The following is a 23898-nucleotide window of genomic DNA, read 5'->3' on the forward strand; positions in this document are numbered from 1 at the left end:
GGGGGGGGGGGGTCCTCATAGAGCGCCGCGCTGACCCCCACCCCGCTCACTTCGTTCGCGACCCTCCCCACAAGGGGGAGGGTAAGGGCTGTCGCTATTCGCCGGGATGCTTGCCGGGCTCGGAATGCATCTGGCGCACGCGGCGCACGCCCCACCAGACCAGCAGGATGGCGACCGGCACCGACGCGGCGGTGACGATTTCGGGCGCGAAGGCATGGCCGAAAATCGAGGCGCCCTTGGCGACATAGCCGATGAGGCCGACCACGTAGTAGGAGACGGCGGCGACCGACAGGCCTTCGACGGTCTGCTGCAGGCGCAGTTGCAGGCGGGCGCGGTTGTTCATCGAGGCGAGCAGGTCGCGGTTCTGCTTCTCGACCTCGACATCGACCCAGGTGCGCAGCAGCGTCGTGGCGCGTGTCAGCTTGCGCGACAGATTGGCTTGCCGCTCCTCGACCGACCGGCAGGTGCGCATGGCCGGTGCCACGCGCCGCTGCAGGAACCCGCCCCAGGTGTCGTAGCCGGGCACGGCTTCTTCCTCGAGCGCCTCCAGTCGCTCGACGACGATGCCGTCATAGGCGCGGCTGGCGCCGAAGCGGTAAAGGCTCGATGCCGCGTCCGCTTCCAGTTCCGCGGCCAATTCGGTCAGGTCGGCGAGCAGCGTCTGGCTGTCGCGGGTCTCGGCGACCTTCATTTCCAGCGTGGTCTGGGCAAGCCTGTCCTCGATGCGGCGGGCGCGGCCGGACAGGGTAAGCGCCAGCGGCAGGCCGAGCATGGCGAGCGTGCGGTAGGTCTCGATGTCGATCAGCCGCTGCGACAGCGCTCCGGTGCGTGCAGGCGTCAGACCGCGATCGAGCACCAGCATGCGCGTCATGCCGTCGCCGTCCTGGCGGAAATCGGTGACTATGGCCGCATTGCCGCGTTCGACCAGCGAGTAGCACAGACTGGTCGGGTCGAAAGCGGCGATCAGCCGCTCGCTCGCCTGCGTCCACTTGCGAATTTCCAGGCGGATGCCCGAGATGACGGTTCCCGGCGGCGAAAAGCCATTGCCGAAGGGCGAGTCCTCCTGCGTCCTGCCGTTTTCGGAAAGCGGCCCCTCCCACAGATAGGTCGAGAATTCCGTGTGCCGTTCCCAACGCAGCGAGCCCTTGCCCGACTTCATGGCATGATGGCGGGCCTGGCGGTCGGGCGCGGCGATGCCGAGCCGCCGCGACAGTTCGGAAAGGACGGCATGATCGACGCTGGAGCCGCCCTCGGTCATGAAGGCAAGCTGGATCAGGACGCGCGGCTTTTGGATCAGCGGATGCGGCCGGGCATGCACCTCACCCAGCGCGCCGGGTCGGCCTTCATGCGCCGGAAAGCCCATGACGCTGCCTTGGGCGCGCGGCTGGAACTCGAGATTGGACGGGTCGTCTGACACGGCTAGTTCCCCGGTTTCTCTGAACCGTCTTTCTTTGACCTTTTGGCAGTCGCGTCCGTCTAGGACCAATAGGCTGGTGACGCAAACAGCAAAGTTTAGCCGAAGACGATATGACGCCGCGCGGCAAAACCGACCCGCCTCGACCAATTGGATAAATAATTTGACCAGTTGGCGACGCAGGCTTTATCCTGCGCGACACCGTTTTCACCTTCCAGGCATTCTGTTGAGCGATATTTTTTCCAGGATCGAGCATTCGCGCACCGCCGACGAGGTCGTGCAGCAGATCGAAAGCCTCATCCTCGAAGGCGTGCTGCGCACCGGCGACCGGCTGCCGGGCGAGCGCGAACTGGCACGCCAGTTCGACGTATCGCGGCCGATCCTGCGTGATGCCCTGAAGGCGCTCGAAGGGCGCGGGCTTTTGACGACCAAGGCCGGCGGCGGCACGCATGTCGCAGACATCATCGGCCAGCTGTTCACCAAACCGGTGGCGGACCTGATTTCGATGCATCGCAAGGCGGTCACCGACTATCTGGAATACCGCCGCGAGATCGAAGGCATAGCCGCCGAATATGCCGCGCGGCGCGCCACGCCGGAGGATCTCGCGCTGCTCGACCGCATCATGGCACGCATGGACCAGGCGGATCGCACCGGCGATTTCGACGACGAGGCCGAAATCGACGTCGAATTCCATCAGGCGATCTGCGAATGCGCGCACAACATCCTGCTGCTGCACACGCTGCGATCCTGCTATCGGCTGCTGTCGGAAGGCGTGTTCCAGAACCGGCTGCTGGTCTTCACCGTACCTGGCGCACGCGAGGCCTTGCTTGCACAACACCGGGCGATCCACGCCGCGGTGAAGGCCGGCGACCCGGCCGGCGCCCGCCAGGCGGCGATGGATCACATCACCTATGTCGAACGGTCGATGGCCGAGGCGGAGCGCAGCGGCGACTGGCAACGCGTGTCGCGGCTGCGGCTGCGGCAGCGCTCGGAAGCCGGCGACACCGAACCAGCACGCGGACGCACCTAATCAATTCGATCAAGCGGGGACTATCATGAGCGACATTCTCACCATCGCGGACCTCAAGGATCTCGCGCGCCGGCGCGTGCCCAAGATGTTCTTCGACTATGCCGATTCGGGCGCCTGGACCGAGAGCACCTATCGGGCAAACGAGGAAGACTTCCAGAAGATCAAGTTCCGCCAGCGCGTGCTGGTCGACATGAGCAACCGCTCGCTGGAATCGACCATGATCGGCCAGAAGGTGGCGATGCCGGTGGCCTTGGCGCCGACCGGCCTGACCGGCATGCAGCACGCCGATGGCGAGATGCTGGCGGCGCAGGCGGCCGAGGAATTCGGCGTGCCGTTCACGCTCTCGACGATGAGCATCTGTTCGATCGAGGATGTCGCCTCGGTGACGAAAAAGCCTTTCTGGTTCCAGCTCTATGTCCTGCGCGACAAGGATTTCGTGCTCAATTTGATCGACCGGGCGAAGGCGGCGAAATGCTCGGCGCTGGTGCTGACGCTCGACCTGCAGATCCTCGGCCAGCGCCACAAGGATGTCCGCAACGGGTTGACCGCGCCGCCCCGCATGACGTTGACCAACATCATCGACATGGCCATCCGGCCGCGCTGGTGCCTGGGCATGGCCGGCACCAAGCGCCGCACTTTCCGCAACATCGTCGGCCACGCCAAGGGCGTCGGCGACGTGGCCTCGCTGTCGTCATGGACGACGGAGCAGTTCGATCCGCAGCTGTCGTGGAAGGATGTCGCCTGGATCAAGGAACGCTGGGGTGGCAAGCTGATCCTGAAAGGCATCCTCGACAAGGAAGACGCGCTGATGGCGGCCAAGACCGGCGCCGACGCGATCATCGTTTCCAACCATGGCGGACGCCAGCTCGACGGCGCGTCGTCCTCGATCATGGCGCTGGAGGAGATTGCGGACGCGGTCGGTGACAGAATAGAGGTGCATATGGATGGCGGCATCCGCTCCGGCCAGGACGTGTTGAAAGCGCTCTGCCTCGGCGCCAAGGGCACCTATATCGGCCGGCCATTTCTCTACGGCTTGGGTGCGCTCGGCAAGGAAGGGGTTACCAAAGCCTTGGAAATCATCCGCAAGGAGATGGACATCACGCTGGCGCTGTGCGGAAAGCGTCTGGTCACCGACATGGGCAAGGACCAGCTCAGGCGCTAGCTTCGGGTGACGACCTGACCACGGAGAACAGCGAGAGTTGGCGGAACCGGGCATCCATTTTCTCGACGCGCATGGGCCGGACGGCATGCGGCTCTACGCGATCGGCGATGTGCATGGCCGGCTCGACCTGCTGGCCGCCATGCACCGGCGGATCGAGAGCGAGCTGCAGTGGGAACCGGTTCGCGACTGGCGGGTGATCCACCTCGGCGACTATGTCGACCGCGGGCCGGACTCCAAGGGCGTCATCGATTTTCTGATCGAGGCGCGCGAACGCGATCCGCGAAATCTGATGCTCGCCGGCAACCACGATATCGGCTTTCTCGATTTTCTGGGAACCCCTGACCCGGAAGGGCTTTTCATGCGCTATGGCGGCGTGCAGACGGCGCTGTCCTATGGTGTGTCACTCACCGCCGATGCCAGCTGGTTCGGCAAGACGGAAACGATGAGACGAAGACACGCGGCGCTGCTTGAGGCAATGCCATCCAGCCATGTCGATTTCCTGCGGTCGCTGCCGTTCTCGGCAACGTTCGATGACTTCTTCTTCTGCCATGCCGGTATCAGGCCGGGCATCCCCCTGGAGAAACAGAACCCGCAGGACCTGATCTGGATCCGCGACGTTTTCCACGACTACACCGGCCTCTTCCCGAAGATCGTGGTGCACGGCCACACGCCGGTGCCGGAAGCGGAAGTGATGGCCAACCGCGTCAATGTCGACACGCTTGCCTGGCAATCAGGCATGCTGACCGCGCTCGTCGTGGACGGCGCGGACAAACGCATCCTGGAAATCACGATAAAGGAAGCTTGAGCGCCCGCGTCCGGGGACGCGAAGACGTTGCGGCTTTAGCGCAGGGAAGCGGTGACGCCGTAGCCGTCGACCGCATTGTGGTTGTTTGCCGCGTCGGCGGCATAGATACCCAGACCGCAAAGCACGATGGCGGAGAGCATGGCAAAGGACAGAAGCGCTGCTTTCACGGAAGTCATCTCTTGTTGAGCTTTCTGCATCTGTGCACGAGGCGGTTACCAATGCGTTGAAACGGAAAAATCGCTTCAAAATTTCGACGATTTCGCGCTTCTAGGCATGTTCTGTATCGGCGGTGTGTCGCACGGGTCACACAAAAGGTTCATCGCGGTTGCACAGCCGATGCAAAGCGCGCGCCTTCTAGGATGGCGGGCGGACACAAGCCAAGGAAGAAAGGGGTTTTCCCGGAAGGATTCACGGCTGCGTGCCAATTATGTCACGCAGCAGAGCGCCCCAAAGGGCGGAGGCTCAGATAGTCGCCACCCAGGCGCGGGCAATGGCGAGGCCAGCGGCGTCGGCGTCGGGGCCGTTGCGCGCCATTTCGCCATCGAGCTCGCCGGCCCAGTCTGGATGGCGCGCGGCAATGATCGGCGCGAAGGAGGAACTCCAGTCCTTGACCATCGGCCGGTCTGCCTCGAAGTGGAACTGGAAGCCATAGACGGCGCGGCCGACGCGAAACGCCTGATTTTGGGCAACATCGTTGCCGGCGAGCCGTACGGCGTTTCGCGGCAGCTCGAACGTGTCGTCGTGCCACTGGAAGATCGGGAACTTTTCCGGCAGTGCGCCCAGCACCGGATCGGCCTTGGCGTCCGGCGTCAGCGACACGCCGCGCCAGCCGAATTCGTTGGCGCCGCCGATGCGGTTCTCGCCACCGAAGGCGCGGGCGACCAGCTGGCTGCCAAGACAGATGCCGAGCACGGCGCGATCCTTGCCGGCGAAATCGCGGGTCAGTTCGAGCAGCGCCGGAAAATAGGGATATTCATCGTCGGCCAGCGCATTCTGGCCGCCGCCGAGCACCACCATGGCATCGTGCCCGGCCGCATCTTCGGGCAGGGGGTCGCCCTTGTAGGGGAGGCGCACATCGAGATCGGCACCCGCTTCCGCAAGTGCGGCTCCGACCTGGCCCAGGCCGGTATTGTCGTAGTTCTGGACCACCAGCACCCGCATCGCAAAACCCTGCTGACATGAAAAAGATGCGACGAGCGATATCATGCCGCCAGCATTGCAGCCAAGATGCGTATCCCAGGAGAGAACTATGCCACTGCAGAACCGGGTCGATCCGTTCGGCGCCATCCACGCCGTGCCCGAGCGCGGGCTGTTCACCGGCAATCGCGGTATCATCCACGACCCCGAGACCAGGACGCTGCTCAGGAAACGCTGGGCGCTTCAGGCCTGGATCATCTGCGTATGCCAATTCCGCAATGTGCGGCGCCAGCCTATGGGCCGCAACCGCAAGAGCGACGACCATCTGGGCGGCAAGGCCGGCTGGACGGAATTGTTCTTCCTCGACGAGGTGACGGCACTGGCGGCGGGGCATCGTCCCTGCTTCTTCTGCCAGCGCGCACGGGCCAAGGATTTTGTCGGCCATTTCGGTGAAGCGTTCGGCATTGCCGAGCCGCGGGCGCCGCAGGTCGACAAGCGACTGCACAAGGAGCGGCTGGCTTCGGGCGGCAAAAGGCCGGATGTGGCAACAGCCGAGCTTGCCGCCCTGCCCGACGGTGCGGTGATCGCGGCCAACGGCTGCGCATATGCCTTGCGCAACGGCAAGGCGTTGCCGTGGTCCTTTGCCGGATATGGCCCGCCCATCGACCTTGACCAGTTCGAAGGCAAGGCGCTTGTCCTGCTGACCCCGGAGACGACGCTTGCCGTCCTGCGTCATGGCTTTCGGCCGGTGTGGCATCCGTCGGCCGAGGCTTGACGCCGGCGGCCGGCTCGCCCATTCCTCGGCCATGCGCGCCAACTACAAGATGCAACGGCTGTTCGTGCCCGACGATCTCGCAGGGGATGCCGAGTTCGATGCCGGCCAGCAGCAAAGCCATTATCTCATGCACGTGCTGCGGCTCGGCGAAGGGGCCGAGATCCTTGTCTTCAATGGCCGCGACGGCGAGTGGTCGGCGGCCATCGCCGCGAAGACAAAAAGGGCGGTGCGGCTGAAGGTGCTGGCGCTGCAGCGGCCGCAGCCGCCGCTGCCCGACCTGATCTATTGTTTCGCGCCCCTCAAACAGGGGCGGCTCGACTATCTCGTGCAGAAGGCGGTCGAGATGGGCGCCGGCATCCTGCAGCCCGTCATCACCCAGCATACGCAAGTGGCAAAGCCCTCCATCGACCGACTGCGCGCCAATGTCGTCGAAGCCGCCGAGCAATGCGGCATCCTTGCGGTGCCGGAGGTTCGCGAGGCGGAAAAATTCGAACGCCTGCTGACCGGCTGGGACAAGGAACGGCGTTTGATCTTCTGCGACGAAGACGCCTCGACCAACAATCCGCTGCCGGCCTTGCAGGCGATAAAGGAAAAGAAGCTCGGGCTGCTGGTCGGGCCGGAGGGCGGCTTTTCCGATGAGGAGCGCAAGATGCTGCGCGCCCTGCCCTTCGTGAGCGCCATTCCGCTCGGGCCGCGCATCCTGCGCGCCGACACGGCGGCCGTGGCCGCGCTTGCGGTGATCCAGGCAAGTGTCGGAGACTGGTAGGACATGATTTCTTGCAAGGGGCGGCCCTGGGGCCGTAGCCTTCAATTCCTCTTGACCTGTGGCTCAGGATTTTTCGCTTGATCGGCTACTGACATTTCGTCCATCTAGCGCCGGCGGTCGTCCGGCCGCTCTACAGCGCCGCGCGTCCTTTCGGACGCGCAAAGGACGCTGTAGCATTCGATTGGGGCACATGATCCTTTCCGAAAATCGAAAGTCGATTTTCGGGGTCATCTGCTGAGGGCTAAGATCATGGCGCGCGACACAACCGATTTCCGGCCGATCGAAGGCGTCGACGAACTCGTCGAGCACCTGGCCGAAGGCAACAAGGCGCGCGACAAGTGGCGCATCGGCACCGAGCACGAGAAATTCCCCTTCTATGTCGATGGCAACGAGCCAGTGCCCTATGGCGGCGAGCGCGGCATCCGCGCCATCCTCGAAGGCATGCAGTCAAAGCTCGGCTGGGATCCGATCATGGATGACGGCCGCATCATCGGCCTGGTCGAGCCGACCGGCCAAGGTGCGATTTCGCTCGAGCCTGGCGGCCAGTTCGAGCTTTCCGGCGCGCCGCTGGAAACCATCCATCAGACCTGCCGTGAGGGCAATGCGCATCTGGCCCAGGTGCGCGAGATCGCCGAGCCGATGGGAATCCGCTTCCTTGGCCTTGGCGGCAGCCCGAAATGGTCGCTGGCCGAGACGCCGAAAATGCCGAAGTCGCGCTATGAGATCATGACACGCTACATGCCCAAGGTCGGCACCAAGGGCCTCGACATGATGTACCGCACCTGCACGATCCAGGTTAACCTCGACTTCGAGAGCGAGGCCGACATGCGCCGCAAGATGCAGGTGTCGCTGAAGCTGCAGCCGCTGTCGACGGCGCTGTTCGCCAATTCGCCCTTCACCGAGAGCCGGCCGAACGGCCTGCAGAGCTGGCGCGGCGACATCTGGCGCGATACCGACAACCAGCGCTCGGGCCTGCTCGAATTCTGCTTCTCACCGGATTTCGGGTTCGCCGATTATGTCGAATGGGCGCTCGACGTGCCGATGTATTTCGTCATTCGCGACGGCCGCTATCATGACATGACCCATATCACCTTCCGCCAGTTCATGGCCGGTGCGGCGCGCAATGAAGTGCCCGACGGGCTGCCGACGATGGGCGACTGGGCCAACCATCTGTCGACGCTATTCCCGGACGTGCGCCTGAAGCGGTTCCTCGAGATGCGCGGCGCCGATGGCGGGCCGTGGCGGCGTATCTGCGCGCTGCCGGCCTTCTGGGTCGGACTGCTCTACGACGAGGCCGCGCTCGACGCGGCGGAGGCATTGACCTCGAGCTGGACATATGAAGAAACACTGGCCATGCGCAATGCGGTGCCTGAACTCGGCATTTCCGCGCCTTTCCGCAACACCACGCTGCGCGAGATCGCGCGCGACGTGCTGGCCATTTCGCGCACGGGGCTGAAGAACCGCGGCAAGAAGAACCGTGACGGCTACGACGAGACCTCGTTCCTCAACACATTGGACGAAGTGGTTGCGCGCGGCACCACCAGCGCCGAGGAGATGCTTTCGGCTTATCACACGCGCTGGGGCGGTTCGATCGAGCCGGTGTTCATGGAATATGCCTATTAACCGCGAGCCATAACGAGCGACAAAAGCTGCTTCAATCGGGCGTTGAAACGAATTAGGCTCTCCGCCCAGGATTTCCCGGAGGAGAAGCCGATGCCTACCTTGTTCGACATGCTGACCCAGGCCCAGAACGGCAATGGCATGCAGGCGCTTGCCCAACAATATGGGCTTTCGATGCAACAGACACAGGCGGCGGTCGCAGCACTGCTGCCGGCCTTTTCGCAGGGGCTGCAACGCAACACCGCCGACCCCTATGGGCTCGGCGCCTTCATGACGGCGATGGCAAGCGGCCAGCACGCCAAATATTTCGAGGATGCGACCCGAGCTTTCTCGCCGCAAGGGGTCGATGAAGGCAACGGCATTCTGGGGCATCTGTTCGGCTCCAAGGACCTGTCGCGCGCGGTCGCCAGCCAGGCGGCGCAAGCCAGCGGCGTCAGCCAGCAGATCTTGCAGCAGATGCTGCCGGCGATCGCCTCGATGGTGATGGGCGGGCTGTTCAAGCAGACGACCAACCAGATGCAGGCCGCCGGCGGTTTCGGCGGTGGCGGCAACAATCCGCTGGGCGAGATCATCGAGCAGATGATGCGGCAAGGCGGCGGCATGCAAGCGCCGGCTCCACAGCCACGCCAGGCACCGCCATCTCAGAACCCGATGGACAACCCGCTTGGCAAAGTCTTGCAGGACATGTTCGGCGGCGGTACGCCGCAACCGCAAAGCCAGCCGCAACCGGCACCCAATCCCTATGGCGACAACCCGCTCGGCAAGGTGCTGCAGGACATGTTCGGCGGTGGCACGCCGCAGCCGCAAGGCCGGCCCCAGCCGCAGCCGCAGCCGCAGCCGCAGCAGACCCAGAGTCCCTATGGCGACAATCCGCTCGGGAAAATCTTCGAGGAGATGCTACGGCAAGGAGGTGGCGGCTTGCCTGGCGGACAGCCGGCGCCACAACCTCAGGCGTCGCAACGGCCGCAGCAACGACAGGCGCCGCAGCCAGAGACCAATCCGAGCGGTAGGGCGAGGAACCCGTTCGACGATTTGTTCGGCAAGATGTTCGAGACCGGCGCCCAGCAGCGCGACGAGTACCAGAAGGGCGTGGAAACGATCTTCGACCAATTCAAGCGGGACATGGACCGGCGGTAGGCGTCAAGCCAATTTCCCGGCAAGCCACAAAAGAAAAGCCCGGTCCTGGGAGGACCGGGCAACGTGCAGGCAGGCCGGCGGGGGGACCGGCAGGGAGTGGGGAGCCTGCAGAACCTTTGGTCGCGCTGAACCGTGAATAGGTTCACCGCTCAGCGATCAAGCCACCTTGCGGGCGATGTCCTCGATCGTTTCCACACGATCGCTGGCGATTTCCCGCAACATCGCCGTTGGATCGCGGCCAAACGGCACGTCGATGGCGACATGCAGGTCGGCGCGCGTCAGGCCGATGTCGGCGAGCTCGGCGTCCGACATCTCGCCGAGGCGGTAGAAGGCGCGGCGATTTTTCCAGGCGCGATAGGCGTTGGAGACGGTGTTTGCCACGCGCGTCGCAACGGCCGGACGCGAGGTGATGCGCGAGGTCTCGGTGGCGAAATCGATCGTGGTCATAGCAGTTTCCTTCGGAGTCGAGCGAACAAAGCCAAGCGATCGGCGCTGGCGACAGCGGCCGTTTCGGCTTCGATTCACATGCCTTCATGTGGACAATGCCAATTTGCCATCAGCCAATTGATTAATCCAACGAATGTTTCTAATCATAGACATCAACAACAATGATGGATTGGACCGATGAAAGCGCCACTCGATCTCGATCAGTTGCAGACCTTCATCTCGATCGCCGATACCGGCAGTTTTACCCGCGCGGCGGAGGAGGTTCACCGCACCCAGTCGGCGGTGTCCATGCAGATGCGCCGGCTGGAGGAGCGGATCGGCAAGCCGCTGTTCGAGAAGGAGGGGCGCACCAACAGGCTGACGGAGGAAGGCGACAAGCTGCTTTCCTATGCAAGACGGCTGCTCTATCTCAACCGCGAAACGCTCGCCGCCTTCGACGACCAGCGCCTCGAAGGCACGATCCGCATCGGCACGCCGGACGACTATGCCGACCGTTTCCTGCCTGAGATCATGGCCCGCTTCACGCGCTCCAACCCGCGTGTCGAGCTGACCGTCATCTGCGAGCCGACGCCGGGGCTGGTCGAGCACATCAAGCGCGGCAATCTCGATCTGGCGCTGGTGACGCACAACGATGTCCGCGGCCAGTCGGAGGTGGTGCGGCGCGAGCCGCTGCTGTGGGTCACCTCCGCCAACCATGCGACGCATGAACAGGTAACGCTGCCTATGGCCTTTGGTCGGCCGAACTGCATCTGGCGGCGCGCCGCCGTCGACGTGCTGGACCAGCAGAACCGCGACTATCGCATCCTGTTCACCAGCTTCTCGGCGACCGTGATCACCGCCGCGGTGCTTTCGGGCCTGGCGATCTCGGTGCTGCCGGAATGCGCGCTCAGGCCCGGCATGCGGGTGCTGGGTGAAGCCGATGGCTTTGGCGCCCTGCCCGATTGCCGCATCGGCATCATGCGCGGCCAGACATCGCGGCCGGAGATTGTCGACGCGCTCGCCCGCCATATTTCGGAAAGCCTGGACAATATTTCCGTGCCGCTTGGCGAGGAGACGGGAACGTTCGACTTCGCGGCACTCGCCTTCGCCAAGATGAAGCGGAGCAAGCCGAACCAGATCCTCCCGGGCTGGTAGGAGGGATCAGGCATATGCGGACCATGAGTGCCTGGATCGACACTGCGCCTTGACGCGGAACGCCAACCGGCCCCCAATCGAGCGATGAGCGACGCAGCATCCGAATCACGCACCAACGCCACCGAATACACGGTGAGCGAGATTTCTGGCGCGCTGAAGCGCACGGTCGAGGACGTCTTCGGCAATGTGCGGGTGCGCGGGGAAATCTCCGGCTATCGCGGGCCGCACTCCTCCGGCCATGCCTATTTCGCGCTGAAGGACGACCGCGCCCGGCTCGACGCCGTGGTGTGGAAGGGCACGATGAGCCGGCTGAAATTCCGTCCCGAGGAAGGGATGGAGGTGATCGCCACCGGCAAGCTCACCACCTATCCCGGCAAGTCCAACTACCAGATCGTAATCGACAATCTGGAGCCGGCCGGCGCCGGAGCGCTGATGGCGCTGCTGGAAGAGCGCAAGCGCCGGCTGCAGGGAGAAGGGCTTTTCGATGCCGGCCGCAAGCGCCGGCTGCCGTTCATGCCGCGCGTCATCGGTGTCGTCACCTCGCCGACCGGATCCGTCATCCGTGACATCATCCACCGCATCAAGGACCGCTTTCCGTTGCACGTGCTGGTTTGGCCGGTCCGCGTGCAGGGCGAGACGTCAGGCGTCGAAGTGACCAATGCCGTCGCCGGCTTCAACGCCCTGGCATGGGACGGCGCCATCCAGCGCCCCGATCTCTTGATCGTGGCGCGCGGCGGCGGCAGCCTCGAGGATCTGTGGGGTTTTAACGACGAGGCGCTGGCGCGCGCTGTTGCCGCCTCCGGCATTCCAGTGATCTCGGCCGTCGGCCATGAAACGGACTGGACGCTGATCGACCTCGTCGCCGATGTGCGGGCGCCGACACCGACGGGCGCGGCCGAAATCGCCGTGCCGGTGAAGGCCGACCTCGAAGCGACGCTTGCCAGCCTGGGCGCGCGGCTCAAGGCGGCGGTTCTGCGCAACTTCGAACGCAAGCGGCAGGCCGCCCGTGCGGCGGCCCGTGCCCTGCCCTCGCCCGATCAATTGCTCGCGCTGCCGCGTCGTCGCCTCGACGAGGCGACAAGCCGGCTCGGCCGCGGCCTGATGGTTTCCACCGAACGGAAGCGGGCACGATATGTTGCCGTGAAGCTGACGCCGACGATGCTGTCGCAGCGAATTGCCGAGGCGCGGCGCACCAACGAACGCAATCTCTTGCGGGCGCAAGGAGCGCTGCGCGCGCTGGCGAGAGCCCGGCGTGCGGAGCTAAATCGGGCAGCGGACCAGTTGCCCAAATGCGCGAGGGCATCGCTGCAACGACACAGGCAGGAGCTGGCCTTGCTGCAAGGCCGCATCACGATCGAGCCGACAGCGCGGCGCCAGCGCGTGCAAAGGGATTTTCTGACGGCTCTGGTGCGACGCGGCGGCCAGGCGATGCTGATCCGGCTGGAGCGGTTGCGCGGGCGCGTCGTCCAAGCAGACCGGTTGTTGGCGACGCTTTCGCACAAGGCCGTGCTGGCGCGTGGCTTCGCGCTGGTGAAGGATGCCGACGGCGCCGTCATCAAGCAGGCCGCCGACGTGGCGTCGGGAATGGCGCTTTCCTTGGAGTTCGCCGACGGCATTGCTGATGCGGTGGCGACCAGCGGTGCGGCCCGGCCGAAGCCGGCTGCCAAGCCATCCGCCAAGACCCCGGTTGCCAAGACTAGGGAACCCGGCAATCAGGGATCGCTGTTCTAAGACCATGACCGACAATCCGCACCATCTGGCAACGCCATCCGGCAAGCCGCGCGCGCGAAGCTTCGGCATCGGCTTCGACGGAACGCCAGGGCCGTTCAACGCGGTCACCGACGTGCCGGGCGTCGCGGTCGGCTATGCGACGCTGATATCGGGCGACGGCGCGCTTGTCGTCGGCAAGGGGCCGGTACGCACCGGCGTCACCGCGATCCTGCCCAGACCGCGCGCCGAGCTGGCCACACCGGTCTTTGCCGGCATTTTCAGCCAGAACGGCAATGGCGAACTGACCGGCTCGCACATCATCGAGGAAACCGGCGCCTTCAACTTCCCGATCACCATCACCAACACGCATTCCTGCGGTGTTTCACGCGATGGCACGCTGCGCTGGATGCATCATGTGCTGCCGGCCGCACTCGACAGCGGCTGGGGCCTGCCGGTGGCGGCGGAGACCTATGACGGGTTTCTCAACGACATCAACGGCCACCATCTGACATCGGATCATGTTGGCGAGGCCCTCGACGGTGCCGCCGGCGGCCCGATCGAGGAAGGCAGCGTCGGCGGCGGCACCGGCATGATCGCCTTCGGCTTCAAAGCCGGTTCCGGTACTGCGTCGCGCATGGTCGAATGGCAAGGCCGCGCCTATACGGTCGGCGCCTTCGTGCAGTCGAATTTCGGCAAGCGGCGCAATTTTACCCTTCGCGGCCTGCGTGCCGGGCCGGAACTCGTGGAGCCGGCGGTCCGCGAGGGCACGCCGCGCGCCGAAAAAGGCTCGATCATCGCCGTCATCGCCACCGACGCGCCCTTCCTGCCGCACCAGATGAAACGGCTGGCCCGCCGCGTGCCACTCGGCGTCGCCATGACCGGCGGCTTCGGCTATCACAGCTCGGGCGACATCTTTCTCGCCTTCTCGACAGCCAATCCCGCCGCGGCGCTGGCGCCGTCGGGCCGGATCGCCAATGCCGATTTCATCCCGGATAGCGACATCGACCCGTTCTTCGACGCGGTGATCCAGGCCGTGGAGGAGGCGATCCTCAACGCGCTGACCGCCAATGACGATATGACCGGGCGCGACGGCAATTTCGTGCCGGCACTGCCGAAGGCTTGGCTAAGAGAAAAGGTCGGCTGAGACGAAAACGCGGGCCGAAGGGCCCGCGCATTCAGACAGGGTCGCGCCTAAAATCTATTCGGCGGCTTTGCTGGACGCCTGCTGGTTCCCGTCCGCCTCGGCTGCTTCCTCGAGCCGGGATGCGATGAGTTCCTTGATGTCGCCGACTTCTTCCTGGATGTCTTCCAACGGAATGCCGACCTCCGCTGCCTTGGCAGCGCATTCCTTGGCCAGAGTCTCGGCCTGCTTCTCGATCCTGGCGTGGGACTGGCAATGGACCTTTTCGCCGATCCATCCCTGCAAGAACTCGATCGCGTGTTCACTCATACTGCTGTTCCCTGGCGGCAAAGCCGGTTGGTAATCATAAACGCCGGCATCCCGCAAAGGATGCCTGTCCCCATTCCAACCGAGTCGTAACGCCCCGGCAAGCCGATGCCGTCCAAGGTCCACAGAGCCGTAGGAAATCGAGGTTTGAAGAACATTTTCTGATTCTGGAGGGGCTGGTACCGTTTAGCCGGATCGACCCGGCTGTGCGCCACTGTTTCTATTTGCTTTTTTCCGGTTTTCGAGCCGATTTTCGTCACAAAAGATGGCGCAATACCTAGCACATTTACAGTCGCTTCCGTGGCGCAGCCCTTAGGCATGCGTTACGAAGCCGCCGCTATATAGTGATATCCCCGTTCAATGTCGACTCCTCTCGATTTTGCCCGCAAGACGCGGAAAGTCGCACCTTTTGCCAGCCCCGTCAGCCAGCCCCGTCAGCCAGCCCCGTCAGAATGTCTCCACCCAAGGCCTGAGCTCCATTTCCCAGGTCCAGGCGCTGCGCTGCTGGCGATGGATGGAGAGATAGGCCTCGGCAATCGCATCCGGTGACAGCCGGCGATCCTGCGGCTCGGACTCCTGACCGGACATGGCCGAAGCGATGGCGCCATCGATGATGAAGTGCGCGACGTGGATGTTCTTCGGGGCCAGTTCGCGGGCCATGGATTGCGCCAGTCCGCGCAAGCCGAATTTCGGCATGGCAAAACCGGCGGAGCCGGCGAACCCTTTCACGCTTGCCGTCGCGCCGGTGAAGAAGATCGAGCCCGCCCCTCGAGCGAGGAGCCGCCGGGCCGCTTGCTGACCGACCAGGAACCCGCCATAGGCGCCGACCAGCAATGCCTGCCGGACCGCCTCGGGATCGAGCTCGGTTATCGGGCCGCGGGCGCGTCCGCTGGCATTGAAAATCACGATCGAAAGCGGACCGGCCTTGTCGGCGACATCGAACAAACGCTCGACCGATGCGGGATCGGAGACATCCGTTGCCACGGCCTGCGCGCCGATTTGTGCCTGCAAGGCGCCGAGTTTCTCGATATTGCGGGCGGCCAGGACGACGCGAAAGCCCTCGCCGGCGAGCAGGCGCGCCAGCGAGGCGCTCAATCCGGAGCCCGCGCCGGCGATGACGGCGACATTGGATGTCATGAGACCCTCCTTCTTTCCATTGATTGCGGCCGATCACTCCAGACGAAACCTGCCGGATCGGCGTGGCCATGGCAACGCGCATCTCAGGAAGAAAAATGGCCGGGCGCGAAAGCGGCCCGGCCAAAAAGAAGGTCAAAACCTTCAGAGGGGAACACCGTTCAACGAAATGGGAGGAAAACGCTGAACGGATTTTTTCTTTTTGGGCCAATTTCCGCCCAGATACGACGAATGATTTTCTAAAAATCGGCATGAATTGCGAAAATCCTGTCCTGTCGAGCCTATGAAGCTCAGCCGGCCCGGATTTCCGGTTCCAGCAGATCCGCATAGTGGCGGCGCGCGACGTCGGTATGCGAACGCAGCCGGCTTTTCAGCACATTGGTTCCGACATCGGCAAACAGCGGATTGTCCGGATCGCTGGCCGGCCCGCGTGCCTGCGCCGCCAATTCCTCGGAAAGACCAAGCAGCGGTATCGTTGCGTCGAGCCTTGCGCTGAAGAAGAACGGCACCGAAATCCGCTCGACGCCGGCGGGCGGCGTCACCACGCGGTGCACCGTTGCGCGCAAATAGCCGTTCGAGGCCAGTTCAAGCAGTTCGCCGATGTTGACGACGAGCGTTCCGGGAATGGGGTCCACATCCACCCAGCTTCCATCATAATCGACCTGCAGCCCTTTGCTGTCGTCCTGGAGCAGCAGCGTCAGGAAGCCGCCATCCTTGTGCGCGCCGACACCCTGGTCGCCGCCGGTTGCATCGCGGCCGGGGTAGCGCACGATCTTCATGCGGTGATTGGGCTCCCCTTCATAGATAGGGTCGAAGGCGTCCTCGGGTTGATCGAGCGACAGTGCGAAGGCTTTCAACAGCCGGATCGCCACCGCCGTCGCCTTGCTCTGCCAGGCAAGCAACGCCGGCTTGAGCTCCGGCAGTGCGGCGGGCCACTGGTTCGGGCCTTGCAGCCGCGTCCAGGCGGGAATTCCCGGTCCTTGCGCAATGGGCTGGCGTTCGACGCCGATGTCGAGCTGTTCGCGCCAGTCCTCCTTGCCCTTGGTCAGTTCGCCGCCGGCGCGCGTGTAGCCGCGGAATTGCGCGGACCTGACCATCTCGATTGCAAGCTTGTCGGCCTCCGGCAAGGTGAAGAAATGGCGCGATGCGGTGAGCACCTCGCTGATCTCGGCCCAGGAGATGCCATGTCCGGCCAGATAGAAGAAGCCGATGTCGCGCGAAGCGGAACGCAAGTCCGCCAGAAATGTCCGGCGCTCCGACGCACCTTGCTCAAGACGGCTCAGATCGAGCACAGGCACTATTCTTGGCATATCAGGCTCCTTCCCCTGGTCTTTCGGGACGTGGCATGAACTTCCACTTGGAAAACCCAGCCGGTTGAACATGCAGGCACTTTTCCGCGACCGGAGTCGCCATCAGTGCTTGCAAGTCTCATCGACTTCCTATTGCCGGGAAAGAAACGATCGGCCCTTGGAGGCCGCCAAGGCGAACGATTTTTCCACGCACGGATGCGAGCAGAAGGTCGCGGGCGAGCAGAAGACCGAGAGCAGGCAAGTGGAGTGGCCTGTTGAAAGCCAATCGGCCGGCAGACTTTTTCGCGGGTCAGTCCCGGCGATGCGCGTTGTGCGTCTTCATCATGGCCGCCAGCGCCGGATCGCTTTGCTCCAGCGCGCCGATGGCCCCGTCCGTGTCGTAGAGGCGCTCATCCTGGCCCATCTTGAACTTGGCTTCGAGGCGCTCGATCGGCATGTCGAAGCCGATGATGCTGGGCATGCGCCTCTCCATGCCGCCGGGACCGAGTTCGCGCATGCGCCAGCGGTCGTCGCGACCTTTTTCCAGCTCGTCGACAAGCTGCAGGAGATGCCGGGCGGTACCGTGGTCGTCGAGCGTCATCGGCTGGCCATGGCAATGGACGACGGCAAAGTTCCAGGTCGGCGCGCTGTCGCGCACCGGGTTGCGCGGATACCAGGATGGCGAAATGTAGCCGTGCGGACCCTGGAAGACAGCGACGGCCGCCCTGCCCTCGGCAATCAGTGCGCTGTGCGGATTGGCCCTGGCGAGGTGTGAGACCAGCGTGCCGTTTGCGCCGCGCGTGCGGTCGAGCATGAAGGGCAGGTGCGAGACGACGAGCCCTTGCGGTCCCGATGTCACCACAGTGGCAAAGACGGCCGCCTCGATCAGGCCGAAGACATCGTCGCGCGACAGCGGCGCGAATTCTGGCTTGCTGTACATGACATCAACTGCGCTGGACGCGGACCGCCGGGATCAGGCCTTGCGGGCGCAGCAGCAGCACGGCGATGACCCCCGACAGCACGATGGCGTCGCGATAGGGCGCGATCGCCCCCGGCAGCGTCGCCTGCAGCAGCACCTCGATGATGCCGAGCAGAAAGCCGCCGGCGACCGCGCCCGGCAAGCTGCCGAGACCACCGACGACAGCGGCGATGAAGGCTTTGAGCACCGGCGTGAAACCCATCAGCGGATCGACGGAAGCGCGCTGCGCCACCCACAGCATTGCCGCGAGCCCGGCCAGCAGGCCGGAGAGCAGGAAGGCGGTGGCGATGATGCGGCTGGCCGGAATGCCCATCAGGCGCACGACGTCGAAATCCTCGGCCGCGGCGCGCATCGCCGTGCCAGTCACCGAGCGGCGCAGGAAGACTTCCAGTGCAACCAACGCCAGCGCCGAGACGACGATGGAGATGCTGGGGCCAACGCCGATGGTGAAGTCGCCGAAGGAGAAGGCGCCGGTCATCCAGCCGGGCATGGCGACAGCTTGCGGCCGGGCCGAGATGCCGTTCTGGAAGACGACCTTCAGCAGGCTGGAAACCGCGAAGCTGGTCAGCAAGAGGCTGGTGACGCTGGCGCCTCGCATCGGCCTGAAGGCGACGCGCTCCATGGCGACGGCGGCGAGCGCGCCGCAGGACACGGCGACAAGCACGGCCACGGGAAAAGGAAGGCCGAAGACCAGCGAGGCCAGGAGCGCATAGCCCGACAATGTCATCAGTTCGCCATGGGCAAAGTTGATCAGCCCGACGATGGAAAAGACGATCGCCAGCCCGAGCGCCAGCAGCGCGTAGACGCCGCCGAGGCTGACCGCATTGATGATCTGCTGCGCGATCATGCTTCTCAAGCTCCCAGATAGGCCTGGCGGACGAGGTCCGAGGAGGCGAGTTCCTTTGCGGTGCCCGACAAGACCACCTCGCCATTGGCGAGCACGACGGCGCGGTCGGCGATTTCGAGCGCCAGAGCCACATTCTGCTCGACCAGAAGGATGGTCAGGCCCTTGCGGCGCAGTTCGGCGATCAGGTCGAAGACGGTGTCGATCAATTGCGGGGCGAGGCCGAGCGAAGGCTCGTCGAGCAGCACCATGCGCGGCTTGCCCATCAGGGCGCGGGCGATGGCCAGCATCTGCTGTTCGCCGCCCGACAGATTGCCGCCCTTGACGCGATGGTAGCGGCGCAGGATCGGGAACAGCTCCAGCATCTCCTCCTCGCGCACCCGTGCCTCGGCCGCGGGCTGATGCACCGCGCCGCCCAGACGCAGATTGTCGGCCACCGTCAGGCTGGCAAAGATGCGGCGGCCTTCGGGAACCAGCGCGACGCCCTTGCGGGCGATCGCCTCCGGCGCCAGGCCGGTAATGTCGACACCGTCGAACACCACCTTGCCGGACGCTGCCGGTACCAGCCCGGCGACGGCGCCGAGCGTCGAGCTCTTGCCGGCGCCATTGGCGCCGACCAGCGCGATGATCTCGCCGCTGTCGACGGTGAGGTCGACGCGGCGCACCGCCTCGACTTCGCCGTAGCGTATCTTGAGGGCTTCGACGCTCAGCATGATATCACGGCGCGGGAACGTCGGAGGCGTCGGGGATCAGCGTCTGGACATGCTTGCCCTCGCCGCCCTCGTAGCGCATCAAGGCCACCGGCCGCAGCGGCATGCGGTCGGTGCCGGCATAGGTGATCTTGCCGGTGATGCCGTCGAAATCCCTGAGGTTGGCGATGGCGTCGCGGATTGCCTTCGGATCGTCGGAGCCGGCGGTCTTCACCGCCTGGTCGAGGATCAGGCCGATCTCATAGCCATTGACCTCATAGGTCGATTCCGGGGCATGGCCGGCATATTTGGTGAAGGCGGCATTGAAGGCCTCGAGCTTGCTGCCCGGCTCGGCATAGCCGGCCGCGGTGTAGACGACGCCTTCGACCAGCTTGCCCAGGGCCTTGATGGTCGGCGTGCCGATGGCGTCGGCGCCATAGACCGGGATGGTGACGCCGGCGCCGCGCAATTGCTGGATGAAGGCCGGGAAGTCCGGCTCGTAGGCCGCCGTCATGATCAGGTCCGGCTTGTCGGCCAGCCCCTTGATGTTGGTGATCTCGGCGGAGAAGTCCGGCTGGCCCATGGTGAAGGTGCCACGGCCGACGACAGCCCCGCCCTTCTTCTCGAACACCTTGCCGAAATATTCCGGCAGGTTGGCGGTGTAGGTGGAATCCGGCGAGGTCAGCAGGAACACCTTCTTCTTGCCTTCGGAGACGGCGAAATCGGCGACCGCCGTCGCCTGGACGTTGTCGGCCGGATAGGTGCCGAACATGACGTCGCCGACCGCGCCGGTGAGCACGGGTGCCGAGCCGCACAGCGTCAATGTCGGGATGCCGAGCGGCTGCGTGAGCTGTCCTGCCGAAATCGACGGATCGGCATCGCACGGCGTGATCATGATCTTGGCGCCGGCGTCGATCAGTTCCTGGGCAACGGTGGCGGTCTGCGCGGTGTCGGAGCGTGTGTCCTTGATCATCAGCTTGACGGTGTATTTGCCGCCGAGCCCGCCCTTGGCGTTGAGTTCGTCGAGCGACATGCGCAGGCCGGCAAGGGCCGGCTGGTCGTATGGGGCAAGGCCGCCGGTCTGCGCGGTCGCCGCACCGATGATGATCTCCTCGGCGCTGGCCGTGGACATGGCGGCGATGCCGAACGCCGCCGCGCACAAAGCTGCGCGGTGGAGGCGATAGAGGCTTGGCATGTCGGTTCTCCTTCTGGATTTGTTATCGTTGGCTGTTGTCGTTGCGGTCTATGCGGTCTGGTTTTCGGCTGTTGCCTGCGCTGTCTTGGCGCGGGCGGTGCGGCTGCCGAGATAGGCGGCGATGACGGCCGGATTCTTCTGCACCTCGCCGGGCGTGCCGTCGGCGATGACCCGACCATGATCGATGACGACGATGCGCTCGCAGAGGTTCATCACCAGCCGCATATCGTGCTCGATCAGCACGACGCCGATGCGGCGCTCGGCGCGAACCGCCGACAGGATGGAGACAAGCTCGGCGGTCTCGACCGCATTCATGCCGGCGGCCGGCTCATCGAGCAGCAGGAAGCGCGGCTTCAGTGCCAGCGCGCGGGCCACTTCCAGCCGGCGACGCTGGCCATAGGCAAGCCTGGCGGCGGGCTGATCGGCAAATTTCTCCAGGCCCATGCGAGACAGCTCGCGCATGGCGGCCGCCTCGGCTTGGCCGAGACCGGGTTCGACCTGGCGTGCGGCGACGACGACATTTTCCAGCACGGTCATGTGCGGGAAGACGCGGATGTTCTGGAAGGTGCGGGCGATGCCCGATCGGGCAAAGCGGAAGGCCGAGGCCTGCCGCGCCACGCCACCGACGGATACGCTGCCGGCACTTGGCTCGACATCGCCAGCCAGCATGTTGAGCAGCGTCGTCTTGCCGGCGCCATTGGGACCGATGATGCCGGTGATGCTGTCGGTCTCGAAGCTCAGGCTGACGTCGTCCACCGCCACGACACCGGCGTAGCGGCGCGACAGATGGTCGGCCACCAGCCGGTCCGCGCCGACCTTAAGCGGCGGCGCGGCCGAAGCCGTCTCCGCCGGGCGTCCGGGCCGCCGCAGAAGGTTGAGCTCGCGCTCGCCGAAAAGGCCGGTCGGCCGCTGCCAGATGACGAGGATCATGGCGATGGCGAGCACACCCTGGGTGAGGCCGAACAAGACTGGCAGATGCAGGCCGAGCACCTCACCGCCGCCTTCGAAGCGGCGCACCACCTCGATCACCACGATGGTGACGATGACGCCGGCAAAAGCACCGAGCGACGAGGTCATGCCGCCGACGATCAGCATGGCGAGCATGGTGAAGCCGAGGTCGAAATAGAAATCGCGCGGCGAAAACGCACCGAGGAACTGCGCCATCATGGCGCCGGCAGCCATCGCCGCGACCACGCCCGCCACCCAGGCGGCAAGCCGCGCCGTGCGCTGGTCGACGCCGACGGCGGCGGCGCCGCGCTCGTCATTGGCGGCGGCGCGGCTGGCGAGACCGAAAGAGGTTTCGCGAAACAGCCTTGCCGCCACCAGCGCCACGGAAGCGACCGCCGCGGCGGTCCACAGCCCTACCTCGCGCGGTACGCCGTAGAAGGGCTGGCTGCCGCGGGTGATCTCGCGCCCGGCGACCAACAGCGTGTAGACGATGATCAGCATGGCGAGCGTGGCGATCGAGGCACTCGACCCGGTCAGCCGGAGCAGTGGCGTGCCGGTCAACAGGCCGATGACGACAGCCAGCACCAGCACCACGGCCAGCGCCGCGAAGAAGGAGAGCTGATAGCCGGCGAGGAATTCCGGCAGGTCGCGCAGCGCCGTTCGCTGCAGCGCCGTCGGCATGGTGAGAATGCCAGTGGCGTAGGCGCCGAGGCCGACAAAGGCGGCCTGGCCGAAAGAGACGATGCCGCTGTTGCCGGAGAATATCTGCAGGCCGAGCACCGCGGTCAGCATGATCGCGGCATAGGTAACGACGCGCTGCATGGCGGCGCCACCGAAGACAAAGGCGGCAAGCGCCATAAGCAGCAGCACCACCACCATGCACAAGGCATCGGCCGTGGCGTTGCGGAACGCTGCCGGCATGAAACCGCGCGGCTTGCTCTCGCTGATTGTCGCCGACGCCATCACGCGGCCTTGAAGCGGCTGGGCGAGAACGGCGCAAGGATCCGTTGCGCCCCCTCGGTGACCAGCCTTGCCACCGCCTCGCCGACGGCTGGTCCAGTCTTGAACCCATGGCCGGACGACCCCGCCGAGACGACCAGCCCTTCGACACCCGGCATGGGTCCGATGACAGGCAGATCGTCGGGGCTCATGTCGTAGAGCCCGGCATAACCGGGCCGTATGCCGAGCTCGGCCATGGCGGGCACGCGAGAGGCGAAGGTCTCCAGGATCTCGACCGATTCGGACTCCTCGACACCTTCCATGTAGGTGTCGGGATTCTCGACGAAACGCGGGCGGCCGGCATGTTCGTGGCGCAGGCCGGTGCCGCCGCCGGCCCAAGTGCCGGCCAGGATGACGCCGTCATTGTCCGGCCGCGCGTAGTTGCAGGAAATGTCATCGCACCAGGCGAAGGGCATCACATGCCTAGCCTTGCCGGCGGCATCGAGAACGGCCATCGGATGGCGTTCGACATGCAACGGCAGGTCCAGCCCCACCGTCTCCAACAGGCGGCGCGTCCATGGCCCGGCGGCGAGCACGACCGTCTCGGCTTCCAGCACCGTTCCATCCGTCAAGGCGACGCCGGTGATGCGGTCGCCCTCCCGCCGAAGGCTTTCGACAAGCGTGTTCTGCAGGATTTTCGCACCGTTGGTACGGGCGGCGCGAGCGATCGCGTTGGTGGCGCCGAAGGCATCGGCATAGCCGTATTCCGGCTCCCACAGCGCCAGCGCGACATCATCGAGCGCAAAGCCGGGCGCGGCATCGGCGAAGGCTTGCGGTGACAAGGTCTCGATGCGAGCGCCCTCGCCACGGATGCGTTCGGCCGCCGCTTTCCAGCTCGCCTCATTGTCGGCGCCGCAGACCCACATCATGCCGACTTCGGTCACAAAGGACCCCTCGCCAGCGATCTCCGGCAGCGACACCAATATCTCGCGACCACGGATGGAGAGCTGCGACAGTTCCGGCATCAGGTAGAAGGCGTGCAGCAGCGCCGACGATTTGCCGGACGGGCCACCAGCCGGATGCGTCTGCTCGACCAGCGTGACGTTCACACCCGCCTTGGCCAGATGACAGGCGGTGCTCGAGCCGACAATACCCGCACCGACGACGATGACGTCGCTTCCATTTCGCATGGCTGTTCCCCACAGTCTCTTGGCTGCTTTCCGACAAGGTAAGGCCAGCGATCGAGCAATGTCAACATCTCTTCATTCTTGACCGAGATTTAAATGTCTGTAATAAA

At 64.8% G+C, this 23898-nt stretch carries 25 protein-coding genes; 11 read left to right on the plus strand and 14 right to left on the minus strand.

Annotation, left to right across the window (positions count from 1 at the left end; all coding sequences use genetic code 11):
- Positions 1 to 94: 94 nt before the first annotated feature.
- Positions 95 to 1417, minus strand: a complete 1323-nt coding sequence (locus LB568_RS27060) for a DUF3422 family protein (RefSeq protein ID WP_224731726.1) — start codon at positions 1415 to 1417, stop codon at positions 95 to 97.
- 223 nt (positions 1418 to 1640) lie between these two features.
- Between LB568_RS27060 and LB568_RS27065 the strand changes: the two genes are divergently transcribed.
- The 3 genes from LB568_RS27065 to LB568_RS27075 are packed head-to-tail and all read left to right on the plus strand — an operon-like array spanning position 1641 to position 4411.
- On the plus strand, positions 1641 to 2444 hold the full coding sequence (locus LB568_RS27065; protein ID WP_023767447.1) for a FadR/GntR family transcriptional regulator: 804 nt from the start codon (positions 1641 to 1643) through the stop codon (positions 2442 to 2444).
- Positions 2445 to 2469: 25 nt separating this feature from the next.
- Positions 2470 to 3606 carry an alpha-hydroxy acid oxidase gene (locus tag LB568_RS27070; RefSeq protein WP_013893874.1) on the plus strand — a complete coding sequence of 379 codons (1137 nt, stop codon included), beginning with the start codon at positions 2470 to 2472 and terminating at the stop codon, positions 3604 to 3606.
- Between the two features lie 37 nt (positions 3607 to 3643).
- A complete protein-coding gene (locus LB568_RS27075; protein WP_224731727.1) occupies positions 3644 to 4411 on the plus strand; it encodes a metallophosphoesterase family protein in 768 nt (255 codons plus the stop codon).
- A 35-nt stretch (positions 4412 to 4446) separates the two neighbouring features.
- Here the strand turns inward: LB568_RS27075 and LB568_RS33595 are convergent, their stop codons facing one another.
- Positions 4447 to 4578: a hypothetical protein gene (locus LB568_RS33595; protein WP_013893872.1), complete on the minus strand. Its 132-nt coding sequence runs from the start codon at positions 4576 to 4578 to the stop codon at positions 4447 to 4449.
- Positions 4579 to 4873: 295 nt separating this feature from the next.
- Entirely contained in the window at positions 4874 to 5572 is a 699-nt protein-coding gene (locus LB568_RS27080) for a type 1 glutamine amidotransferase (protein ID WP_224731728.1), read from the minus strand.
- A gap of 88 nt (positions 5573 to 5660) precedes the next feature.
- Here LB568_RS27080 and LB568_RS27085 point away from each other — a divergent pair, with 88 nt between their 5' ends.
- The 4 genes from LB568_RS27085 (at position 5661) to LB568_RS27100 (ending at position 9846) form a co-directional block, all read left to right on the plus strand.
- On the plus strand, positions 5661 to 6323 hold the full coding sequence (locus LB568_RS27085; protein WP_224731729.1) for a hypothetical protein: 663 nt from the start codon (positions 5661 to 5663) through the stop codon (positions 6321 to 6323).
- 31 nt (positions 6324 to 6354) lie between these two features.
- Positions 6355 to 7089 (plus strand): 16S rRNA (uracil(1498)-N(3))-methyltransferase, encoded by a 735-nt coding sequence (locus LB568_RS27090; protein ID WP_140780474.1) that lies wholly within the window; start codon positions 6355 to 6357, stop codon positions 7087 to 7089.
- A gap of 249 nt (positions 7090 to 7338) precedes the next feature.
- The gene (locus LB568_RS27095) at positions 7339 to 8712 is read left to right on the plus strand and encodes a glutamate--cysteine ligase (protein ID WP_224731730.1); all 1374 of its coding nucleotides are present in this window, start codon (positions 7339 to 7341) and stop codon (positions 8710 to 8712) included.
- Between the two features lie 90 nt (positions 8713 to 8802).
- Positions 8803 to 9846 carry a DUF937 domain-containing protein gene (locus tag LB568_RS27100; RefSeq protein ID WP_224731731.1) on the plus strand — a complete coding sequence of 348 codons (1044 nt, stop codon included), beginning with the start codon at positions 8803 to 8805 and terminating at the stop codon, positions 9844 to 9846.
- A 156-nt stretch (positions 9847 to 10002) separates the two neighbouring features.
- Here the strand turns inward: LB568_RS27100 and LB568_RS27105 are convergent, their stop codons facing one another.
- Positions 10003 to 10293 (minus strand): DUF1127 domain-containing protein, encoded by a 291-nt coding sequence (locus tag LB568_RS27105; RefSeq protein WP_224731732.1) that lies wholly within the window; start codon positions 10291 to 10293, stop codon positions 10003 to 10005.
- Between the two features lie 177 nt (positions 10294 to 10470).
- Here LB568_RS27105 and LB568_RS27110 point away from each other — a divergent pair, with 177 nt between their 5' ends.
- The 3 genes from LB568_RS27110 to LB568_RS27120 all read left to right on the plus strand — a co-directional run bounded on the left by LB568_RS27110 (position 10471) and on the right by LB568_RS27120 (position 14281).
- The gene (locus LB568_RS27110) at positions 10471 to 11427 is read left to right on the plus strand and encodes a LysR substrate-binding domain-containing protein (protein WP_224731733.1); all 957 of its coding nucleotides are present in this window, start codon (positions 10471 to 10473) and stop codon (positions 11425 to 11427) included.
- A gap of 84 nt (positions 11428 to 11511) precedes the next feature.
- Positions 11512 to 13158 (plus strand): exodeoxyribonuclease VII large subunit, encoded by a 1647-nt coding sequence (gene xseA / locus LB568_RS27115; protein WP_224731734.1) that lies wholly within the window; start codon positions 11512 to 11514, stop codon positions 13156 to 13158.
- A gap of 4 nt (positions 13159 to 13162) precedes the next feature.
- A complete protein-coding gene (locus LB568_RS27120) occupies positions 13163 to 14281 on the plus strand; it encodes a P1 family peptidase (protein ID WP_224731735.1) in 1119 nt (372 codons plus the stop codon).
- 54 nt (positions 14282 to 14335) lie between these two features.
- On the opposite strand, the gene LB568_RS27125 is transcribed toward LB568_RS27120, so the two are convergent.
- From LB568_RS27125 to LB568_RS27135, 3 genes are all read right to left on the minus strand, one after another.
- Positions 14336 to 14587, minus strand: a complete 252-nt coding sequence (locus tag LB568_RS27125) for a DUF768 domain-containing protein (RefSeq protein WP_013893861.1) — start codon at positions 14585 to 14587, stop codon at positions 14336 to 14338.
- Complete coding sequence (locus LB568_RS27130; protein ID WP_224731736.1) at positions 14584 to 14904, minus strand: hypothetical protein; 321 nt, start codon at positions 14902 to 14904, stop codon at positions 14584 to 14586. The genes LB568_RS27125 and LB568_RS27130 overlap by 4 nt, the downstream gene beginning before the upstream one ends.
- Before the next feature lie 127 nt (positions 14905 to 15031).
- Positions 15032 to 15721 (minus strand): SDR family NAD(P)-dependent oxidoreductase, encoded by a 690-nt coding sequence (locus tag LB568_RS27135; protein ID WP_224731737.1) that lies wholly within the window; start codon positions 15719 to 15721, stop codon positions 15032 to 15034.
- Between the two features lie 68 nt (positions 15722 to 15789).
- On the opposite strand from LB568_RS27135, the gene LB568_RS27140 reads away from it, so the two are divergent.
- Entirely contained in the window at positions 15790 to 16005 is a 216-nt protein-coding gene (locus tag LB568_RS27140) for a hypothetical protein (protein ID WP_224731738.1), read from the plus strand.
- Between the two features lie 3 nt (positions 16006 to 16008).
- Here LB568_RS27140 and LB568_RS27145 read toward each other — a convergent pair whose 3' ends face one another.
- The 7 genes from LB568_RS27145 to LB568_RS27175 all read right to left on the minus strand — a co-directional run bounded on the left by LB568_RS27145 (position 16009) and on the right by LB568_RS27175 (position 23791).
- On the minus strand, positions 16009 to 17028 hold the full coding sequence (locus tag LB568_RS27145; RefSeq protein WP_224731739.1) for an isopenicillin N synthase family dioxygenase: 1020 nt from the start codon (positions 17026 to 17028) through the stop codon (positions 16009 to 16011).
- 289 nt (positions 17029 to 17317) lie between these two features.
- On the minus strand, positions 17318 to 17947 hold the full coding sequence (locus tag LB568_RS27150) for an FMN-binding negative transcriptional regulator (RefSeq protein ID WP_224731740.1): 630 nt from the start codon (positions 17945 to 17947) through the stop codon (positions 17318 to 17320).
- A 4-nt stretch (positions 17948 to 17951) separates the two neighbouring features.
- Entirely contained in the window at positions 17952 to 18833 is an 882-nt protein-coding gene (locus LB568_RS27155) for a branched-chain amino acid ABC transporter permease (RefSeq protein WP_013893857.1), read from the minus strand.
- A gap of 5 nt (positions 18834 to 18838) precedes the next feature.
- Complete coding sequence (locus LB568_RS27160; RefSeq protein WP_140574584.1) at positions 18839 to 19543, minus strand: ABC transporter ATP-binding protein; 705 nt, start codon at positions 19541 to 19543, stop codon at positions 18839 to 18841.
- Positions 19544 to 19547: 4 nt separating this feature from the next.
- Positions 19548 to 20714 (minus strand): ABC transporter substrate-binding protein, encoded by a 1167-nt coding sequence (locus LB568_RS27165; protein WP_224731741.1) that lies wholly within the window; start codon positions 20712 to 20714, stop codon positions 19548 to 19550.
- 48 nt (positions 20715 to 20762) lie between these two features.
- Positions 20763 to 22625, minus strand: a complete 1863-nt coding sequence (locus LB568_RS27170) for a branched-chain amino acid ABC transporter ATP-binding protein/permease (RefSeq protein WP_224731742.1) — start codon at positions 22623 to 22625, stop codon at positions 20763 to 20765.
- On the minus strand, positions 22625 to 23791 hold the full coding sequence (locus tag LB568_RS27175; protein ID WP_224731743.1) for an NAD(P)/FAD-dependent oxidoreductase: 1167 nt from the start codon (positions 23789 to 23791) through the stop codon (positions 22625 to 22627). The genes LB568_RS27170 and LB568_RS27175 overlap by 1 nt, the downstream gene beginning before the upstream one ends.
- Between the last annotated feature and the right edge of the window lie 107 nt (positions 23792 to 23898).

It is taken from the genome of Mesorhizobium sp. B263B2A, assembly GCF_020165775.1.
Classification (GTDB): Bacteria; Pseudomonadota; Alphaproteobacteria; order Rhizobiales; family Rhizobiaceae; genus Mesorhizobium; species Mesorhizobium opportunistum.

What these genes read in the sequence shown, in the direction of transcription:
- LB568_RS27070 (WP_013893874.1), top strand. Translation starts at nt 2,470, where the DNA reads ATGAGCGACATTCTCACCATCGCGGACCTCAAGGATCTCGCGCGCCGG.
- LB568_RS27080 (WP_224731728.1), bottom strand. Translation starts at nt 5,572, where the DNA reads ATGCGGGTGCTGGTGGTCCAGAACTACGACAATACCGGCCTGGGCCAG.
- LB568_RS27085 (WP_224731729.1), top strand. Translation starts at nt 5,661, where the DNA reads ATGCCACTGCAGAACCGGGTCGATCCGTTCGGCGCCATCCACGCCGTG.
- LB568_RS27090 (WP_140780474.1), top strand. Translation starts at nt 6,355, where the DNA reads ATGCGCGCCAACTACAAGATGCAACGGCTGTTCGTGCCCGACGATCTC.
- LB568_RS27095 (WP_224731730.1), top strand. Translation starts at nt 7,339, where the DNA reads ATGGCGCGCGACACAACCGATTTCCGGCCGATCGAAGGCGTCGACGAA.
- LB568_RS27100 (WP_224731731.1), top strand. Translation starts at nt 8,803, where the DNA reads ATGCCTACCTTGTTCGACATGCTGACCCAGGCCCAGAACGGCAATGGC.
- LB568_RS27105 (WP_224731732.1), bottom strand. Translation starts at nt 10,293, where the DNA reads ATGACCACGATCGATTTCGCCACCGAGACCTCGCGCATCACCTCGCGT.
- LB568_RS27110 (WP_224731733.1), top strand. Translation starts at nt 10,471, where the DNA reads ATGAAAGCGCCACTCGATCTCGATCAGTTGCAGACCTTCATCTCGATC.
- xseA (WP_224731734.1), top strand. Translation starts at nt 11,512, where the DNA reads ATGAGCGACGCAGCATCCGAATCACGCACCAACGCCACCGAATACACG.
- LB568_RS27120 (WP_224731735.1), top strand. Translation starts at nt 13,163, where the DNA reads ATGACCGACAATCCGCACCATCTGGCAACGCCATCCGGCAAGCCGCGC.
- LB568_RS27125 (WP_013893861.1), bottom strand. Translation starts at nt 14,587, where the DNA reads ATGAGTGAACACGCGATCGAGTTCTTGCAGGGATGGATCGGCGAAAAG.
- LB568_RS27130 (WP_224731736.1), bottom strand. Translation starts at nt 14,904, where the DNA reads ATGCCTAAGGGCTGCGCCACGGAAGCGACTGTAAATGTGCTAGGTATT.
- LB568_RS27135 (WP_224731737.1), bottom strand. Translation starts at nt 15,721, where the DNA reads ATGACATCCAATGTCGCCGTCATCGCCGGCGCGGGCTCCGGATTGAGC.
- LB568_RS27140 (WP_224731738.1), top strand. Translation starts at nt 15,790, where the DNA reads ATGGCAACGCGCATCTCAGGAAGAAAAATGGCCGGGCGCGAAAGCGGC.
- LB568_RS27145 (WP_224731739.1), bottom strand. Translation starts at nt 17,028, where the DNA reads ATGCCAAGAATAGTGCCTGTGCTCGATCTGAGCCGTCTTGAGCAAGGT.
- LB568_RS27150 (WP_224731740.1), bottom strand. Translation starts at nt 17,947, where the DNA reads ATGTACAGCAAGCCAGAATTCGCGCCGCTGTCGCGCGACGATGTCTTC.
- LB568_RS27155 (WP_013893857.1), bottom strand. Translation starts at nt 18,833, where the DNA reads ATGATCGCGCAGCAGATCATCAATGCGGTCAGCCTCGGCGGCGTCTAC.
- LB568_RS27160 (WP_140574584.1), bottom strand. Translation starts at nt 19,543, where the DNA reads ATGCTGAGCGTCGAAGCCCTCAAGATACGCTACGGCGAAGTCGAGGCG.
- LB568_RS27165 (WP_224731741.1), bottom strand. Translation starts at nt 20,714, where the DNA reads ATGCCAAGCCTCTATCGCCTCCACCGCGCAGCTTTGTGCGCGGCGGCG.
- LB568_RS27170 (WP_224731742.1), bottom strand. Translation starts at nt 22,625, where the DNA reads ATGGCGTCGGCGACAATCAGCGAGAGCAAGCCGCGCGGTTTCATGCCG.
- LB568_RS27175 (WP_224731743.1), bottom strand. Translation starts at nt 23,791, where the DNA reads ATGCGAAATGGAAGCGACGTCATCGTCGTCGGTGCGGGTATTGTCGGC.